14 protein-coding genes are annotated in these 16,534 nt (G+C 72.2%); 9 read left to right on the top strand and 5 right to left on the bottom strand.

All coding sequences use genetic code 11. From position 1 onward, the window contains the following. Positions 1-25: 25 nt before the first annotated feature. From ACFO0B_RS03180 to ACFO0B_RS03160, 5 genes are all read left to right on the top strand, one after another. Positions 26-925: a ferritin-like domain-containing protein gene (locus ACFO0B_RS03180; RefSeq protein WP_378610866.1), complete on the top strand. Its 900-nt coding sequence runs from the start codon at positions 26-28 to the stop codon at positions 923-925. Then, on the top strand, positions 922-2,454 hold the full coding sequence (locus tag ACFO0B_RS03175; protein WP_378610750.1) for a flavin-containing monooxygenase: 1,533 nt from the start codon (positions 922-924) through the stop codon (positions 2,452-2,454). Before ACFO0B_RS03180 ends, ACFO0B_RS03175 begins: the two co-directional genes overlap by 4 nt. A gap of 41 nt (positions 2,455-2,495) precedes the next feature. Next, positions 2,496-3,272, top strand: a complete 777-nt coding sequence (locus tag ACFO0B_RS03170; RefSeq protein WP_378610749.1) for a MerR family transcriptional regulator — start codon at positions 2,496-2,498, stop codon at positions 3,270-3,272. A 31-nt stretch (positions 3,273-3,303) separates the two neighbouring features. Next, complete coding sequence (locus ACFO0B_RS03165; RefSeq protein ID WP_378610748.1) at positions 3,304-3,738, top strand: NADAR family protein; 435 nt, start codon at positions 3,304-3,306, stop codon at positions 3,736-3,738. A gap of 131 nt (positions 3,739-3,869) precedes the next feature. Next, complete coding sequence (locus ACFO0B_RS03160) at positions 3,870-4,523, top strand: GAD-like domain-containing protein (RefSeq protein ID WP_378610747.1); 654 nt, start codon at positions 3,870-3,872, stop codon at positions 4,521-4,523. Between the two features lie 28 nt (positions 4,524-4,551). On the opposite strand, the gene ACFO0B_RS03155 is transcribed toward ACFO0B_RS03160, so the two are convergent. The 4 genes from ACFO0B_RS03155 to ACFO0B_RS03140 all read right to left on the bottom strand — a co-directional run bounded on the left by ACFO0B_RS03155 (position 4,552) and on the right by ACFO0B_RS03140 (position 9,289). Further along, entirely contained in the window at positions 4,552-5,058 is a 507-nt protein-coding gene (locus tag ACFO0B_RS03155; protein WP_378610746.1) for an O-acetyl-ADP-ribose deacetylase, read from the bottom strand. A 115-nt stretch (positions 5,059-5,173) separates the two neighbouring features. Next, the gene (locus ACFO0B_RS03150; protein WP_378610745.1) at positions 5,174-6,457 is read right to left on the bottom strand and encodes a peptide synthase; all 1,284 of its coding nucleotides are present in this window, start codon (positions 6,455-6,457) and stop codon (positions 5,174-5,176) included. Then, a complete protein-coding gene (locus ACFO0B_RS03145) occupies positions 6,438-7,874 on the bottom strand; it encodes a condensation domain-containing protein (protein ID WP_378610744.1) in 1,437 nt (478 codons plus the stop codon). The genes ACFO0B_RS03150 and ACFO0B_RS03145 overlap by 20 nt, the downstream gene beginning before the upstream one ends. Next, on the bottom strand, positions 7,871-9,289 hold the full coding sequence (locus ACFO0B_RS03140) for a condensation domain-containing protein (protein ID WP_378610743.1): 1,419 nt from the start codon (positions 9,287-9,289) through the stop codon (positions 7,871-7,873). Before ACFO0B_RS03140 ends, ACFO0B_RS03145 begins: the two co-directional genes overlap by 4 nt. Before the next feature lie 443 nt (positions 9,290-9,732). Here ACFO0B_RS03140 and ACFO0B_RS03135 point away from each other — a divergent pair, with 443 nt between their 5' ends. After that, complete coding sequence (locus ACFO0B_RS03135) at positions 9,733-10,698, top strand: ATP-binding cassette domain-containing protein (RefSeq protein ID WP_378610742.1); 966 nt, start codon at positions 9,733-9,735, stop codon at positions 10,696-10,698. Positions 10,699-10,790: 92 nt separating this feature from the next. Beyond that, the gene (locus ACFO0B_RS03130; protein WP_378610865.1) at positions 10,791-11,516 is read left to right on the top strand and encodes an ABC transporter permease; all 726 of its coding nucleotides are present in this window, start codon (positions 10,791-10,793) and stop codon (positions 11,514-11,516) included. Here ACFO0B_RS03130 and ACFO0B_RS03125 read toward each other — a convergent pair whose 3' ends face one another. Further along, entirely contained in the window at positions 11,517-13,676 is a 2,160-nt protein-coding gene (locus tag ACFO0B_RS03125; RefSeq protein WP_378610741.1) for a glycosyltransferase, read from the bottom strand. It lies immediately after the preceding gene. A gap of 256 nt (positions 13,677-13,932) precedes the next feature. Between ACFO0B_RS03125 and ACFO0B_RS03120 the strand changes: the two genes are divergently transcribed. Together ACFO0B_RS03120 and ACFO0B_RS03115 are read left to right on the top strand one after the other, a co-directional pair. Beyond that, on the top strand, positions 13,933-15,204 hold the full coding sequence (locus tag ACFO0B_RS03120) for a glycosyltransferase (RefSeq protein WP_378610740.1): 1,272 nt from the start codon (positions 13,933-13,935) through the stop codon (positions 15,202-15,204). Next, positions 15,201-16,514 carry a hypothetical protein gene (locus tag ACFO0B_RS03115; RefSeq protein ID WP_378610739.1) on the top strand — a complete coding sequence of 438 codons (1,314 nt, stop codon included), beginning with the start codon at positions 15,201-15,203 and terminating at the stop codon, positions 16,512-16,514. Before ACFO0B_RS03120 ends, ACFO0B_RS03115 begins: the two co-directional genes overlap by 4 nt. The last annotated feature ends 20 nt before the right edge of the window (positions 16,515-16,534 follow it).

The following is a 16,534-nucleotide window of genomic DNA, read 5'->3' as shown; positions in this document are numbered from 1 at the left end:
GAGAACCGTCGTGGACTTCGACTCCATGCTCGCCAAGATCAAGGCCAAGCAGTGGGCGCTGGCCGAATTCGACTGGGACGCCCCCGGCGCCGAGCTCATCGACCCCGCCCTGCACGCCAAGCTCAAGCCCTTCATGGCCGATCTCATGTGGATCGAGAACGTCGGCGCGCGCGGCTTCGCCGCCATGGCCACCAAGGCGCCCACCGAGACGCTGAAACAGATCTACCGCTACTTCCACGCCGAGGAACAGCGGCACGCCAATGCCGAGCTCGCGCTCATGCGGCGCTGGGGCATGCTCGACGGCGACGAGATCCCCGAGCCGAACATCAACGTCAAACTGGTGATCGACTTCCTGGACAAGCACGCCGACGAGATGTCGCTGTCCTTCCTCGGCACCGTCATCCCCATGCTCGAGGTGGCGCTGGACGGCGCGTTGATCAAGTTCGTCACCGACGAGATCGAGGACCCGGTGGCGCAGGAGGTCTTCAAGAAGATCAACGCCGACGAGTCGCGGCACCTGGCCACCGACTACGCGGTCATGGAGCTGCTCGGGCACTCGGGGGCGCGCAAGCTCGCCATCGAGCTGGTCGGCGGCTGGGCCAAGCCGTCGTTCATCGTCGGAGTGCTCAGCTACGTGCCGTTGCTCAACAAGATGCGCGACAACATCGTCGCCATGGGCGTGGACGAGGAGAAGCTGTACTCGGCCATGCGCAAGTTCAAGCAGGTCGGCGAGCGGATGCCGCAGGCCAACCGGGTGCCCATGTACCGGATCGTGAAGATGCACGGCGACTGGGTGATCGACCGCGACCACCCCTACCACCTCTTCGCGGACGCCATGGTGAAGCTCACCGCCCGGATCCCGCAGCGCTTCCTCGCCGAACAGCCGAGCTGGTCGCAGGAGCTCACCTACGAGCCGGTCGCGTGAGCGGCGTGACGGCCCTGCCCGGGCGCGGCGGCTCGCCGCTGGACGCGGTGGTGATCGGCGCCGGGTTCGCCGGCATCGGCGCCGCGATCCGGCTGCGGCAGAAGGGCATCCGCAATGTCGCGGTGCTGGAGCGGGACAGCAGGATCGGCGGCACCTGGCGGGACAACACCTACCCCGGCGCCGCCTGCGACATCCCGTCCCGGCTCTACTCCTACAGCTTCGCGCCGAACCCCGACTGGTCGCGGACCTACTCCGGCAGCGCAGAGATCCTGCGCTACATCGAGCACATGGCCGACGAGTTCGGCGTGCGGCAGCTCATCCGCTTCGGCCACACCGTCACCGGGATCGCCTGGGACGAGCCGAGCGGGCTGTGGGAGGTGTCGCTCGCGGACCAGCCGACGCTGTGGGCGCGCAGCGTGGTGCTGGCCTCGGGGCCGCTCGCCGAGCCCGGTTACCCGGACATCCCCGGACTGGACCGGTTCGAGGGCAAGGTCGTCCACAGCGCGCGCTGGGACCACGAGTACGACTTCGCGGGCAAGCGGGTCGCCGTGGTCGGCACCGGAGCCAGTGCGGTGCAGATCGTGCCGGAGCTGGTGCGGCGGGCAGAGTCGGTGCGGGTCTTCCAGCGCACCGCGGGCTGGGTGCTGCCCCGGCTGAACCACCGGACCTCGCCGCTGCTGCGCGAGCTCTACCGGCAGGTTCCGGCGGGTGAGAAGCTGGCGCGGGAGGCGTGGTTCTGGGGTCACGAGTCGGTGGCGCTCGGTGTGGTCTGGAATTCGCCGCTGACCAGGGTGGTCGAGTCGGTGGCGCGGGCGCACCTGCGGGCCCAGGTGCGCGACCCGTGGCTGCGCCGCCAGCTCACGCCCGACTTCCGTGCGGGGTGCAAGCGGCTGCTCATGAGCAGCGAGTACTACCCGGCGCTGCAGCAGCCCAACTGCAAGCTCGTCACCTGGCCGATCGCCGGGATCCACGCGAACGGCATCCGCACCGCCGAGGGCATCGAGCACCGCGCCGACTGCCTGGTGCTCGCCACCGGGTTCGAGGTCTCCAAGCAGGGCACCCCGATCCCGGTGCGCGGGCGCGGCGGCCGCGAGCTGGCGGCCGAGTGGAGCGGCGGGGCGTACGCGTACAAGAGCATCACCGTGGCCGGCTACCCCAACCTGTTCCTCACCTTCGGCCCGAACTCCGGGCCGGGGCACAACTCCGCGCTGGTCTACATGGAGGCGCAGCTCGAGTACCTCTCCGAGGCCATCGGCGTGCTGCTGAGCCGCGACCTGCGCGGGCTCGAGGTGCGCCGGGAGGTGCAGGACCGGTACAACGCGCGGCTGCAGCGCAGGCTCGCCTCGACCACCTGGAACTCCGGCTGCCGCAGCTGGTACCTGACCGAGGACGGCTTCAACGCCACCATGTACCCCGGGTTCGGCACCCAGTACGTCCGCGAGCTGGCGACCGTGGATCTGGACGACTACGTGCTCACCCCGCGGCAGCCGGTTCGCGCCGCACCCGGGATCGCGGTGCCGTTCGGCTAAGGTCGAGGCCGGGTAGCGGGGCGACGGAAGGACGGCGGGCGATGGCGGAGTACCGCATCGACGATCTCGCCAGGGCCGCGGGCACCACCTCCCGCAATGTGCGCGCGTACCAGGAGCGCGGCCTGCTGCCCACCCCCGCCAGGCGCAGCGGGCGTGCGCTCATCTACGACGACTCGCACCTGGCCCGGCTCAAGATCATCGACGCGCTGCTGCAGCGCGGCTTCACCACCGGGCACATCGCCGATTTCATCACGAGCTGGGAGACCGGCAAGGATCTCACCGAGATCCTCGGCCTGCAGCACGCCGTCACCGCCACCTGGGGCAAGGCGGGCGACCCGGTGACGGTGCCGCGCGAGCTCGTGCACGCCTTCCTCGGCGGTGACGACGACCGCCCGGTCGCCGACCACGACCTGCACCGACTCTCCGAGCTCGGCCTCGCCCGGATCGACGACGACCTGGTCGAGTTCACCCGCCCCGAACTCCTGGACACCTTCGCCGCCCTGCACCGCTACGGCTTCGACCTGCACCGCCTCATCGACGTCTTCGCCGCCATGATGCCCAAGGTCGAGGAGATCGCGCGGCTCATGATCACCACCGCCGAGGAGCAGATCGTCGCCCAGCACGGGCCGGGGTGGCTGCCCGACTCCGCCGCCGAGATCGCGGCGACCACCGCGCTGCTCGAGCACCTGCGCGAGCTGGGCATGAGCGTCGTGCAGAGCACCTTCGCGCAGGCGCTGGAGCAGGTTCTTCGAGCGGAGCTGGGGGCGTACCTGGAGGTGGCGGCCGGGAATCGGGTCGGGCGCGTCAATATCGAGTGACAGCGGTGGGTGCGGGCGGCACACTGCTCGGATGCGATCGGTGCAGGAGCTGACCGCCGCCGTCGCGGCCGGTGAGCGGGTGAAGTACCTGAAGTTCTGGGGTCATCGGCCGCGGGCCGACGGGACTGTCGGGGCGAGTTGCCTGAGCCAGTGGTGGCCGGCCGCGTTCGAGGTGGAGGGGTTGTCCTTCGCTACCGCCGAGCACTACATGATGTGGCGCAAGGCAACGCTTTTCGGCGCCGACGAGGTGGCCGCGCGGGTGCTCGCCGCCGGGCATCCCAAACAGGCCGAGGACCTGGGGCGCACGGTGCCCGGGTTCGATGACGCGGTGTGGGCCGAACACCGGTACGCCGTCGTAATTGCGGGCAGCACCGCCAAGTTCGGGGCGCACCCGGAGTTGCGGGACTATCTGCTCGGCACCGGGGAGCGGGTGCTGGTGGAGGCGAGTCCGGTGGACCGGGTGTGAGGTATCGGGCTCGCGGGTGACGATCCGCGCTCCGACGATCCCGGGAGCTGGCCGGGGTCGAACCTGCTCGGGTTCGCGCTCATGGCGGCCAGGGGCGCGCTGCGGGCGGAGTGACTGGCAGGATGCGGGCGGTGCGCATCGAACTGCTCGACCTGCTGTCCAGGCACGGTGACCCGATGGACCCGATCCCGGTGCCGGCGAGCTACTTCGCCGAGTACGCGGGGCGGCTCCCCGAGCTCGTGTTCGACCTGTGGCGGGAGCTCGGGTTCGGCGGGTTCGGGGACGGGCTGCTGTGGGCCTGCGATCCGCACCGCTGGCAGCCGATCGTGGAGGCCTGGCTGGCGAGCGTCGAGCTTCCCGCCGAGTACGCCGGCGATCAGATTCCGATCTTCCGGACCGCCTACGGCAAGATCTACTGTTTCCGGCCCGGACTGGGACAGAAGATCGACATCGACCCGCTCTTCTCCGGCGTCCACCTGTTCCGGCCCGAAACGCTGGCCGGACAGGAGTGGATCGATATGGGGATCACCGATCTCCTGACCTTCCCGGACAATCAGTTCCTGGTCGACGCCGACCACCCGACCGAGGGCTTCGACATGCAGGAGGAGCTGTTCGAGCGGATCGTCGAGCGGCTGGGGCGCACCTCGCACGACACCGTCTACAGTTTCGCGCCGCGCATCCAGGAGGACGGTGCCATCCGCGCCGAGCACGCGGTGCTCGCCGACGCCACCACCGAACTGGCCGCCCTGCTCGCGCTCCAGGAACCCGAAGTAACGCTCGACTGATCGCACCGAGCGCGGAAATTTCCCGACATCACACCGCAGCGGCGAAGGCGTCATGGGCCGCAGAGCCGAACAGGACGAAACGCACCTCCCGCACCGTGGTGCCTGCGGCCCGAACGGTCTCGATCGCGATGCGGGCACCGTCGTCGATGGGCCAACCGTAGATCCCGGTGGAGATGGCGGGGAACGCGACCGTTCGCGCACCCAGCTCGTCCGCCACCCGCAGTGACTCGCGGTAGCAGGAGGCCAGCAGCTCCGATCGGTCGTCCTGCGCCGACCACACCGGCCCGACCGTGTGGATCACCCATCGCGCGGGCAGATTCCCGCCGGTCGTCGCGACGGCCTGACCGGTCGGCAGCCCCTTTCCGTAGTGCGACGCCCGCAGGTCCCGGCACGCGGACAGGATCGCCGGACCACCCCTGCGGTGAATGGCCCCGTCGACGCCCCCGCCACCGAGCAGTGACGAATTCGCCGCGTTCACCACCGCGTCCACATCCTGCTCGGTGATATCGCCCCGGACCAGCACGAGTTCGACCATGAAGCCATTGTCGTCACTTCCGGCGACGAGGCGAGATCAGAACAGATTCCGCGCACCGCGCCGGGTCGGGGATCAGGAGTTCCTGAGGGTCGCTCTATCGAAGAACCGAATTCGTTCAGGTGCGGGTGAGCAGGCGCGTTCGTCCGGTGAGAGCCTCGGCGAGCTGGTCGGTGAGGCGGGCGATGGTGGCGCCTGCGGTGGCGGTGTCCGGGTGGCGGATACGCAGTGCGAGCCCGGAATCGGTGCGCGAGAACCAGAACTGGGCGTCGTCGGCGCGGCCGACCGCGGAGATGTGCCTGGCGCCGATGGCGTCGTGGTGCGCGGCGCCGGGCAGCGTGCGGTAGTCGATCCAGGAGACCATGAAGATGTCGCCGCGGCGCAGCGCGAGCCCGCCGAGATGCGGAAGCACGGCCCCGAGCGGCAGGGTGCCGAGCGCGATGGCGGCGCGCACGGCGGTGGCGGCTTCGCGGGTGGCCGCGGCGGGGTCGGGCAGGGCCGGGATCTCGACCGGCACATTGGTGGTGAACCAGCCGAGTGCGGCGCGCCAGCGCTCGTCGTGCCTGGTGTGCATGGGGAAGACCAGGCGCAGCCGGTCCGGGCCGCCGCAGGCGTGCGTGGCATGCGCCAGCGCCGCGAGCGCCCCGGCGAATGGACGGGCACCGAGTTCGCGGCACCACTCGTCGAATCGTTCGGCGCCCGCGCCGTCGAGCAGCATGCGCAGCTCGACCGACTGCGGTGCGGTCTCGCCGGGCGCGACGCCGAGGTCGAGCGGGAACTCCGGCGGCCGGACCCCGCCGGGGCCGAAGAAGGAACGCCACCCGCGCAGCCGCGGGTCGTCCGGCGCGACCGCGAGGCGCGCCTGTTCGGCGCAATGGTCTACGAAATCGCCGGTGGGCGGCAGGGTTTCGCCGCTGTAGAGGCGGCGCAGGTCGTCGATGACGAGCGCGATGGAGTAGCCGTCCACGTGGGCGTGGTCGAAGGCGCAGAGCACCGTGGCGACGTCCGGCCGGTCGATCACGCCGAGCAGGTAGGACGGGTGCCCGAAGGCGCCGCAGCGCTCGTCGAGCAGCGCGGGCAGCGCCGCCACCGGGACGCCGGGCAGCCGGTGCATGACCGCGGGCACGGGGTGCCGCAGCCGTACCGGGCCCGGCGCGAAGGAGCTGCGCAGCGTGCCGTGCCTGGTGATCAGCGCGCGGTAGGCGGCGGCGAGCCGCGCGTGGTCGACCGGGCCGGGCACGTCGAAAACCGCGGCGAGCCAGATGTTCCCGCCCCCGGCCAGGTGCACCGCCTGGTTGAACGACGGCGGGACCGGCGAGGGCTCCCCCGGCCCGGACTCCGGGCGGTACTCGACGAAGATGCCCGGCGCGGGGGCGAAGCGGTCAGCGGTGGTGACCCGCACCGATCACCTCCCGCGGGCGGATCGCACGATCACCGGCCCCGGCCACCTCGGCGAAGATCTCGCGCAGCCGCGCGTGGTAGGGCGCGAGCGCCGCCTGGGCGGCCGCGGTGCCCGGGCTCTGGCAGCCGAGGTAGAGGTGGCGTCGGTCGCGGTTGATCCAGAGCGAGGCATTGCCGGTGGCACCCTCGCCGGTGAAGAGCATGCCGTTCTCGTACTCCGAGCTGCCCGCACCGGGAAAGCGGCGGAAGTCGATGTAGGAGAGCATGTTCGGGCTCGCCGCCACCTTGGCCGGGTCGGCGCCGGACATGAGCAGCGCGGTGATCACCGATTGCACCGGCGCCGCCGCCAGGCGCAGCGCGCGCTCGTAGCCGGCGTGCGCGTGCGCCAGCAGGTCCCGGAAGGTGGCGGCCGAGCGCACCGGGAAGGCGACCGGCGCGAAATTGCAGAACCAGCCCTGCGACAGCAGGTAGTCGCCGCGGTCCCTGGTGCTGGTGACGATCATGCCGTAGTAGTCCGGCTTCCCCGCGATCTCCAGGTCGGCAACGGCCACCGCGGCGAGTACCCCGGCGATGAAGCGCACGCCCTCGGCCTTGCACACGGCCTCGAAGGCGGCGGTGCCGTCGGCGTCGAGCAGGTCGAACTCGATCGGCCGCATCGGCGCGGTCTCGCCGGGGGCGAGCCCGAGATCGACCGGGCAGCTGGGCAGCGCGCCGTCGTTGCGCCGCACGATCTCCAGCCATTCGGCGATCTCCCGGCTCTCCGGGCCGAACTCCGCGGCCAGCGCGTGCTCGGCCGCGGCGTACTCCGGGAAACCGCCTGCCGTGGCACTGGTGAACGGGCCGAGCGCGGCCCCGGTGGCCTCGGCCCGGTACAGCTCGAGCAGCTCGGGCAGCACCAGCGCCTGCGAGATGCCGTCGCTGAGCGCGTGATCGCAGCCGTAGTACAGCGTGAACGATCCCGGCCTGCGCACCGCGCCGACCACGAAGCCGGGGTACGAGGTCACGATCGCCTCGCGGGAGAAGCGGGCGAGGGCGTACTTCCGGAACGCCGCACCGCCCTCGGTCTCACCGGCCGGACGGGCTTCGAAGGCGACCGCGCTCTCCGGCACCCGCATCCGGGTGACGGCGCCGTCGTCCACCTCGAGCCAGGTGCGCAGCCCGGCGTGCCGCAGGGTGAAGCGCTCCACCGCGCGGCTCATGGCCGCGGCGTCCAGCTCACCCGCCACCTCGGTGGCGGTGGCCAGGTAGGCGTGGTGCTCGCGGCCGGCCCGCTGTCCGGCCGCCACCCCGCGCACGTGGTTCTCCTGGAGGAAAGAGGCGCGCCCCGGGTCGGGCTCGGCCTGCGGCGGACCGGCGGGATGCCATTCGAGCACGCTGCCCGCGGGCGGGTTCCAGTTGGCGAGGGCGGTGATGATCACCCGTGCACCGCCATGGCGGAGACCGGCAGCTCACCGGTGGTGGCGACGGTGCCGAGCAGCTGGGAGACGGTGTTGATGAACCGGTGCACGTTGGCGGCCGCGACCTCGTTGCTCGGGAAGCGCGCCGAGATGGCGAGGCCGTCCGGCGAGCGCGCGATCCAGAAGTACACCTCGTCGTCGGAGGTCTCGCCGCTGCGCAGCGGACGCACCGCCCAGCGGCGCCACTCGGCGGCGTCCGGGACCGCGCGCACATCCAGGTAGGAGACGACGAAGCGCGGCACCGACGGATTCCCGAGCAGGTGCGCGACCCGGGGGTACGGGTAGCGGGCCAGCGGGCGGGCCGTGCGCACGGCGGTGGCGGCCCGGTCGAGCACGGCGTCGAAGCCGTCGGCGCCCCCGCTCTCGATCCGCACCGGCGCCAGCCCGACGTACCACCCCATGGCGTGCACGTCGCCCGGCTGGTGCCTGGTGTGCATGGGCATGGCGAAGTCGAGGGTGTCGGTGCCGGCCAGCGTGCGCATGGCCGCCGCGACCGTGGCCAGCACGCCGGTCTGCACGGAGTGGCCCGCGGCCCGGCAGCGCTGCTCGAACGCGGCGGCCTTCTCGGCCGTCAGCGACCAGGCCGAGAGGCCGCTCTGGTGCCTGCCCGGGGTCGGCCTGCGCGGGGAGACGATGTCGAGCGGGAAGCCGGGGAAGCGATCGCCGCAGCGGCGCAGGAACTGCTGCCAGCCGCGCACCGCCGGGTGCGCGGGGGTCAGCTCGTCGCCGTAGCCGCGCTCGATGCCGCCGTAGTCCACGCAGCTGCCGACCTCGGGCAGCGCGGCGGGCTCGCCGGTGCGCACCTCGCGGTAGAGGCGCTGGATCTCGCTGATGGCCAGCATCATCGAGTACGCGTCCATGACCGAGTGGTCGGCGCCGAAGACCAGCAGGAAGCCGCCACCGGGGCGGGCGGGCACCGGATCGGTGACGGTGGCGAGCAGGCAGTGCGGCCAGCGCGTCGGTGCCAGCCTGGCCTCGAAGAAGTCGGTGATGTGCTGGTAGACGCGGGTTCCGGTGCGCAGCGCGCCGACGTGGCGCGGCGCGACGTCGACTTCGTCGGCGCGGACGCCGAACCGGTTCCAGCGCGGGGCGCCCTCGGTGCCGGGCCGCACCGTGGTCCGGAAGGTCTCGTGCCGGGCGATCCAGCGCCGGAGCGTCTCCCGCAGCGCCTGCTCGTCGTAGCGATCCGGGATCTCGAAGATGGTGCCGAGCCACGAACCGGGGCCGGAATCGGCCTGTCTTCGGGCGCAGTGCTCCTCGTGGATCCAGCTCAGCGGCCGGTTGTCCGGACGCCACGGATCACCCGGCACGGCGGGCACCCATTCGGTGAGGGTGCCCGCGGGCAGCGGGTAGTCGGCAAGCTCTGTGAATTCCATCTGGAAGACGCCCCATTCATTTTGCTGACCGCATGCTGACGACGACGAGAATGTACGTAAAAAGCCTGCGTTTCGAAAATCGCTACTCTGCGGCCCCTGCACCGAAACCTGATCCGCACACCGTTGTCAGCGTAGGGGGACCACCCGGGAACCCTCTCACCGACCCCGAGTGGCCTTCATCACCATCAATATTTTCGGACATACTGCCTGGTAAGGGTTTCGGGGCCGATCGAACTGGCTATCGGCGACCGCTCGAAAATTTCTTTTGTGTGAACGCGCGGTTTCACCCATCCATGGCGGGGAGCGTATCGAATCACGGATTGCTCATCACATTGCTCCAGCCCATTGCGGACCATATGCTGGCGCAGCGCTTCGCAGTGTCGCAAGCGATTTAGAGCAATGCTGTACTTTAATTCCGACACTCGAGCGAGCAGGGGGTAATCATGTCCGGGGGCCCGGTTCCCGCCATCGAAACAACGGGGCTGTCCAAATCCTTCGGCGCTTTCCGGGCCGTGGACGGTATCGACCTGACGGTCCCGTCCGGAAGTGTCTGCGCGGTGCTCGGCCCCAACGGGGCGGGCAAGACCACCATGGTCCGGATGATCGCGACGCTGACGCGGCCGGATGCCGGGCGCGCGGCGGTCTTCGGCTACGACGTGGTGCGCGAGGCCACCGCGGTGCGCTCGCTGATCGGCCTCACCGGGCAGTACGCCTCGGTGGACGAGGAGCTGACCGCGCGGGAGAACCTCGCCATCTTCGGCAGGCTCCTCGGCCGCTCCGGCCGCGAGGCACAGCACCGCGCCGACGAGCTGCTCGACGAATTCGGGCTCACCGAGGCGGGAAACCGCGCGCTCAAGCACTTCTCGGGCGGCATGCGGCGCCGCCTCGACCTGGCCGCCAGCCTGGTCGCCCGGCCACCGCTGCTCTTCCTGGACGAGCCGACAACCGGACTCGATCCCCGGACCCGCGCGCAGATGTGGCAGACCGTCCGCGATCTGGTACGAGAGGGAACCACCGTCTTGCTGACGACGCAGTATCTGGACGAGGCCGACGAACTCGCCGACCGGATCGTGGTCATCGACCACGGCCGGCTGGTCGCCGACGGCACCGCCGACGAGCTCAAGGCCGGCATCGGCACCGCCACCCTCACGCTGCGGGTGCCCGACCCCGACCTCACCGTCGCCATCGGGGTGGTGCACCGTTTCCTCGGCGACACCGCCGCGGTCTCCGCGGGCGAGGGCAGGCTGGCGGTACCCGCCATCGACAATGCCCGGCTCCCGGAGCTGTTGATCGCGCTGCGCGACAGCGACGTCGAGGTGCTCGAGGTGGCGCTGGCCAAGCCGAGTCTGGACGAAGTCTTCTTCGCCATCACCGGCAGCAGGCGCCCGGCCGTCGCGGAGCCGGTGTGACCGCGGCACCGCTCGCACCGGCGAGCGTCCGGCTCCGGCCCGTCGTCTCCAACCGCATCTCGCTGCGCGCCTCCATCGACCACGCACTGGTCATGGCGCGCCGCGGGCTGCTCAAGATCCGGCACAATCCGCAGGAGCTCTTCGACGTCATCGCACTGCCCGTGGTCTTCACGGTCATGTTCTCCAGCATCTTCGGCGGTGCCATCGCCGGAACGGTGACCGGCTACCTGCCGACGCTGATCCCCGGCGTGCTGGTGCAGGTCACGATAGCGGCCTCGGTCGGCACCGGGGTGAAGCTGCGCGAGGACATGAACAAGGGCGTCTTCGACCGGTTCCGCTCGCTGCCCATCGCGCGGATCGCGCCGCTGGCCGGCTCGCTGCTCGCCGACATGGTGCGCTACGCGGTGGCCACGGCGATGACGGTCTCGGTCGGGCTGCTGATGGGGTACCGCCCGGCCAGCCTGGCCGGGCTGCTGGTCGCCTGCCTGCTGGTGATGGTGGTGGCCTTCGCGCTGAGCTGGATCTTCGCGCTGATGGGTGTCCTGATGGACAAGCCGTCGACGGTGCAGGGGGTCTCGATGCTGGTGCTGATGCCGCTGACCTTCGTCTCCAACGCGCTGGTCCCGGTGGACACCATGCCCGGCTGGATGCAGGCCTTCGCGCACGTGAACCCGGTCTCGCACCTGGTCTCGGCGGTGCGCACGCTGGCCGACACCGGGCGGGCGAGCAGCGAGATCGCGACCTCGCTGCTCGGCGCCGTGCTGGTGCTCGCGGTGATGGCCCCGCTCACCGTGCGCGTCTACATGCGCAAGGCCTGATCAGGGGGCGGGCCGGTCAGCGTGTTTCTCGGCACGGCGCAGCATGTTCCGCAGCCCGTAGGTGCCGGTGCGGCGATCGTAGGCGCGGATGAGCAGCAGCCGCGCCGCGTGCAGGACCACGATGGACGGCACGTAGACGAGCACCGCACCGGCCGCGAGCCCCCAGCGCCGGTGCAGCAGCAGGGTGCGCGGCAGGCAGGCCATGTACCGGACGAAGGCCGGGATCCCGGTCTCCATCCGGCGCGCCGCGACGCCGACGGTCAGGTTGTTCAGGAAGGCGTTGCGGCCGCCGATCTCGGTGACGCAGAGCCCCATGTCGACGTCCTCGAAGACGTCGCGGCGCATGGCGACCGAGCCCCGGATGGCAGCCCAGGTCTCGGCGCGCAGGATCATGTTCGAGCCGTAGAGCACCGGCACCTGCTTCACGCCGTCCGGATCGCGTTCGCGCAGCCGCTTCTTGGCCCGGCCGACCCGGTCGCCGTAGGGCAGGCCGTACGCCTCGCCGCGCCCGCAGGCCGCGGCCCAGTGCCCGGCGGTGTCCGCGGCGAAGAACTCGACCACGGTGGCGGCCCAGTGCTCCGGGATCCTGGTGTCGGCGTCGATCCGGGCGCGCAGCGCGCCGTGCGCGGCGTCCAGCCCGCGGTTACGCGCGTGCACCAGCCCCTGCCGCTCCTCGCGCACCAGCACGACCTGCGGGAAGCGCTCCGCGTAGCCGCGCACGATGTCGGCGGTCTTGTCGGTCGAGTTGTTGTCGACCACCACGATCTCGGTGATCGCCCCGAGCTGGGCGGTGAGCCGGTCGAGACACTCGCCGATCACCTCCTCCTCGTTGTACGCCGGTACGACCACCGACAGCGTGCCCGCCTGCACCGCATCCCCTCTCGATCGGCGGGTGGCCACCTCGGCCACCCGTTCGGCGATCCGCACCGCCCGCTCCGCAGCCGCGGCGGGCGGGATCAGCGCCGCCGCCGCGCGCGCCGCGGCCGCCGCCCGCTCCGGGCGCAGCACATCGACGAGCGCGGACTGTAGCCGCTCCGGCGTCAGCCCGGCGACCGGGATGGCCGTCCCGGCCCCGAGCGCGCGCAGCCTGCGGCCCCAGAGCGGCTGGTCGGCGCCGTGCCAGCAGATCAGCGCCGGACGTCCGGCGCGCAGCCCGGCGGCGACCGTCCCGGCGCCGCCGTGGTGCACCAGCGCGACGCAGCGGGGAAGCACGACGGCGTGGTCGACGCTGCGCACCACCCGGATCCGGTCGCCGTGCGCCGCGAACCCGGTGCCGTCGAGCCCGCCCCAGCCGGCGGCCACCAGCACGCGCAGTCCGAGCTCGGCGGTGACCCTGGCCAGCGTGCCGGCCAGTTCCGCCGGGTCGGCGACGGTCATGCTGCCGAAGCCGACGTAGAGCGGCGGGGGGCCTGCGGCGAGCCAGGCGTCGAGGCCGTCGTCGTCGGTGGCGGGGTCGACGAGCGCGCGGGTCTCGGGAGCGAGGCCGAGGAAGCCGGTGAGCGGCCGGGCCGGGCCCCACTCCTCGGCGAGCCCGGGGAAGAGCAGCGGGTCGTAGGCCTGGATCTCCGGGACACCGGCGATCCGGCTCGCCGCGGGGCCGACCGGCGGGGGCAGCCCGAGATCCGCCGCCAGCGTCAGCTCGGCGCCACGAATGCCCAGCCACAGCAGCTGTTCCAACGCGGCCCAGCCGGCTCGGTGTACCGCCGGTGGCAGCCCGTCAACGGGCAGCAGCGAGACCACGCCGTTGCGGCGCAGCGGGCAGTAGTGGACCGGTAGGTATGGGATGCCGAGCGCGGTGGCGACGTTCAGCGCCCGCTCCTGCCCGGCACTGCCGCCGATCAGCACATCGGCGCCCGTGGCGAGCTCGGCCAGCTCGCGCTGCGTCCGCCTGCCGTCGCGCAGCGTGAGCTCAGCGATCGCCCGCAGCCGGGTGCGCGGATTCGCCGATTTGAGTTGCCGCCGCACCAGTTCCGAGCCGAGCAGCTCGCCGGTGTCGGCGCCGTAGGGGTGCGTGTCCAGCCCGGCGCCGCGGCCGAACTCGACCAGGTTGGGCGGGACCGCGAGCCGCACCGCGTGGCCCGCGCCCGCCAGCGCGACGCCGAGCGCCACCGCGGGCTGCACATCGCCCCGGCTCCCGGAGAACGCGAGCACGAAAGTCATCGAAGGCCCTCCTGGCACCTCGGAACCGGGACGGAAGAACCGTCAGCCTAACCACGGGCCCGACAGCGCAGCGCGGCGGGAACGGATCCCGGTGCTCCTTCTCACAGCGACCCATACCGGCCGGGAGGCAGCGCGAATCTCCGGTTTCCGAGGTCCTCGGCGGCCCGCATGGCGCCGATCACATCCGCCCAACCAACCCGAGCGTCCGCAACGAATACCACCTACAGTGCGGTCGATCCGACAGCAGGGAGATCCGGTGAAGTTTCTGCTCGCATTCAACGGGACCCGGGGCGACGTCCAGCCCGCCGTGGTGGCCGGTGCGGAGCTGCAGCGGCGCGGGCACGACGTGGTGCTCGGGGTCCCGCCCAACCTCGTCGAGTTCGCCGCCGCGGCCGGGCTGGACGCGCGCCCCTTCGGCTACGACACCAGGGCGCACATGAAGTCCGAGCCGGTGCAGGCCGCGCTGCGCGGCGGCGGGCCGCGGCAGCGGCTGCGCGCCCTCGCCGAGGTGCGCGACCTGGGCTGGGCGCAGGGGGTCAGGGACATGGGCACCCTCGCCGACGGCGCGGACGCCATCGTCACCGGCTTCGTCACCGAGCAGATCGGGCTGGCCTACGCCGCCGCCCGCGGCGTGCCCGGCGTCCTGCTCCAGCACGCCCCCATCCGACCCAACCGCAGCACCTTCCCGGTCCCCGGGGTCTCCCCCGCCCTGCCCGGCCCCGCGAAGGCCGCGGGCTGGTGGGCCGCCGAGACCGCCATGTGGGCGCTGACCCGCAACCGGCAGAACGCCCTGCGCCGCTCCCTCGGCGCACCCGGCCGCGCGCCGCGCTCCCCGCGCGCGACCGCGGAGATCCAGGTCTACGACCCCGCGCTCTGCCCCGAGCTGGTCCGGGAATGGGCGGGCACGCACCGCCCGTTCACCGGCTTCCTCGACCTGGCCGCCGAGCAGCGCGCCCGGATCGGCGCCGACACCGGCCCCGAGCTGCTTGCCTGGATCGAGCGCGGCGACCCGCCGCTCTACGTCGGCTTCGGCAGCATGCCGATCGCCGACCCGGCGGCCACGGTCGCCGCGGTCACCGCCGCCTGCGCGCACTTCGGGGTCAGGGCGCTGATCAGCGGCGGCTGGCACGACCTCCCGGTGCCCGAGACCGAGACGGTTCGCGCGATCGGCAGCGTCGACCACGAACTGATCTTTCCGCGTTGCCGAGCCGTGCTGCACCACGGCGGGGCCGGGACAACGGCGGCCGCGCTGCGCGCGGGCGTGCCGAGCCTGATCGCCTGGATCGGCTCGGACCAGCCGTTCTGGGGGTCGGTGTGCGAACGGTTCGGCGCGGGCGCCTCGACCAGGGCCAAGGGGCTCACCACCGAGATCCTGATCGACAAGCTGCGCACCGTCCTCGCCGCGGAGACCGCGGCGGGCGCCAGGGCGCTCGGGGCCCGGCTGCTCGGCCCCGACGAGGCGCGCACCCGCTGCGCGGACGCCCTCGAGGCCAGCCTGCACCGTACGACAGCGGGGGCGGACGCATGAGGACGCTCCGCGCGGCCCGGATGCAACCGGAGGACAGCACCTACTGGTTCGTCCGCGAGGCATTCGGCTGGTCGGTGGTGCTGCAGCTGGTCTGGCGCTTCCCGCGCCCGCCCGCCGATCGAGCGCTTCGCGACTTCGCTCAGGGGCTCGCCGACGGCGTGCTCTCCCGCCGCATCACCGTCCCGCGCACCCCGCTGGCGCGGCCGCGCTGGCAGCACGAACCGCACCCGGCCGTACTGCACACCGACCCCGGCGCCATCCCCGCAGGCACCGTCGAGACCTGGGCCGGAGCCGAACTCGACAGCGCCCCGCTCGATCCCGAGCGCGGCCCAACCTGGCGGCTGCGCGGCACCCGGCTCGACGACGGCGGCTACGCGCTCTCGCTGACCACCCTGCACCTGGTCGCCGACGGCCGCACCATGGTCACCGCCGCGCTCGACGCGCTGGCCGGAACTGCCGCCGACCCGCTCGCCCGCCGACCGGAGCCACGCGGGCTCGCCGACACCGTCGACGGCATCGGCGTGCTCGGCGCCGCCGGTCGCGGCGTCGCCCGCGCGGCCGCCGCCGCCACCCGGACCCGCTCCGCCGCACCGGAGATCACCCGCACCAGGACACCCGCGCACGAGCGAGCCCCGCTGGCCCGTCCCGCCTGGACCACCGTCACGGTGGCCGCCGAGGCGTGGGAGAAGGCCGCCCGCGCGCACGGCGGTACCCCGAACACGCTCTTCGTCGCGGTACTCGCCGGAGCGCTGCGCGCCGCGGGCTACACCGGCATGCTCAAACTCGGCATTCCGGTGAGCACCCGCACCGACGGCGACGAGGGTGGCAACGCCACCGCGGGCGTCTCGGTGCCGCTGGCAGGCGACCCCGCGCCCGGTGACGACCTCACCGCGCTGCGCCGCGCGTGCAAGGATGCCTTCACCCGGCTCGCCGCCGGAAACCGCACGCCCCTGGTGCATCTCACCCCGCTGCTCGGGCTGCTGCCCACGAAGGCCGTCGTCAGAGCGGTGAGCTCCGGCTCCGGCATGCCGGACGCCGTCGCCTCGAACCTGGGCGACTTCCCCGCCGAGCTGGCCCGGGTCGGCGACGTGACCGCCAGCGCCGTCGCCTTCCGCGGCACCGCCCAGGGCGTCGACCCGGCGCTGCCCTACCGCTTCGGCGACGGGGTGCAGTCCTGGCTGCTCCGGATCGGCGGCTCGATCACCTTCTCGGTCGCGGCATTCGACGAGCAACACTTCCCAGGCAGCACCCTGCGCACCCTGCTCGGGGCCGAACTCGACCGCTGGGGCGTGCCCCGCGTGCTGTGGTGAAGCGCCCCGATCCGGGCTCG

The organism is Nocardia jiangsuensis, from assembly GCF_042650385.1.
GTDB lineage: Bacteria > Actinomycetota > Actinomycetes > Mycobacteriales > Mycobacteriaceae > Nocardia > Nocardia jiangsuensis.
Note: the sequence above shows the minus strand (reverse complement) of the source record. Positions and strands in the feature narration are given on the sequence as shown.

What these genes read in the sequence shown, in the direction of transcription:
- ACFO0B_RS03165 (WP_378610748.1), top strand. Translation starts at nt 3,304, where the DNA reads ATGCGATCGGTGCAGGAGCTGACCGCCGCCGTCGCGGCCGGTGAGCGG.
- ACFO0B_RS03140 (WP_378610743.1), bottom strand. Translation starts at nt 9,289, where the DNA reads ATGGAATTCACAGAGCTTGCCGACTACCCGCTGCCCGCGGGCACCCTC.
- ACFO0B_RS03170 (WP_378610749.1), top strand. Translation starts at nt 2,496, where the DNA reads ATGGCGGAGTACCGCATCGACGATCTCGCCAGGGCCGCGGGCACCACC.
- ACFO0B_RS03180 (WP_378610866.1), top strand. Translation starts at nt 26, where the DNA reads ATGCTCGCCAAGATCAAGGCCAAGCAGTGGGCGCTGGCCGAATTCGAC.
- ACFO0B_RS03115 (WP_378610739.1), top strand. Translation starts at nt 15,201, where the DNA reads ATGAGGACGCTCCGCGCGGCCCGGATGCAACCGGAGGACAGCACCTAC.
- ACFO0B_RS03155 (WP_378610746.1), bottom strand. Translation starts at nt 5,058, where the DNA reads ATGGTCGAACTCGTGCTGGTCCGGGGCGATATCACCGAGCAGGATGTG.
- ACFO0B_RS03135 (WP_378610742.1), top strand. Translation starts at nt 9,733, where the DNA reads ATGTCCGGGGGCCCGGTTCCCGCCATCGAAACAACGGGGCTGTCCAAA.
- ACFO0B_RS03125 (WP_378610741.1), bottom strand. Translation starts at nt 13,676, where the DNA reads ATGACTTTCGTGCTCGCGTTCTCCGGGAGCCGGGGCGATGTGCAGCCC.
- ACFO0B_RS03130 (WP_378610865.1), top strand. Translation starts at nt 10,791, where the DNA reads ATGGCGCGCCGCGGGCTGCTCAAGATCCGGCACAATCCGCAGGAGCTC.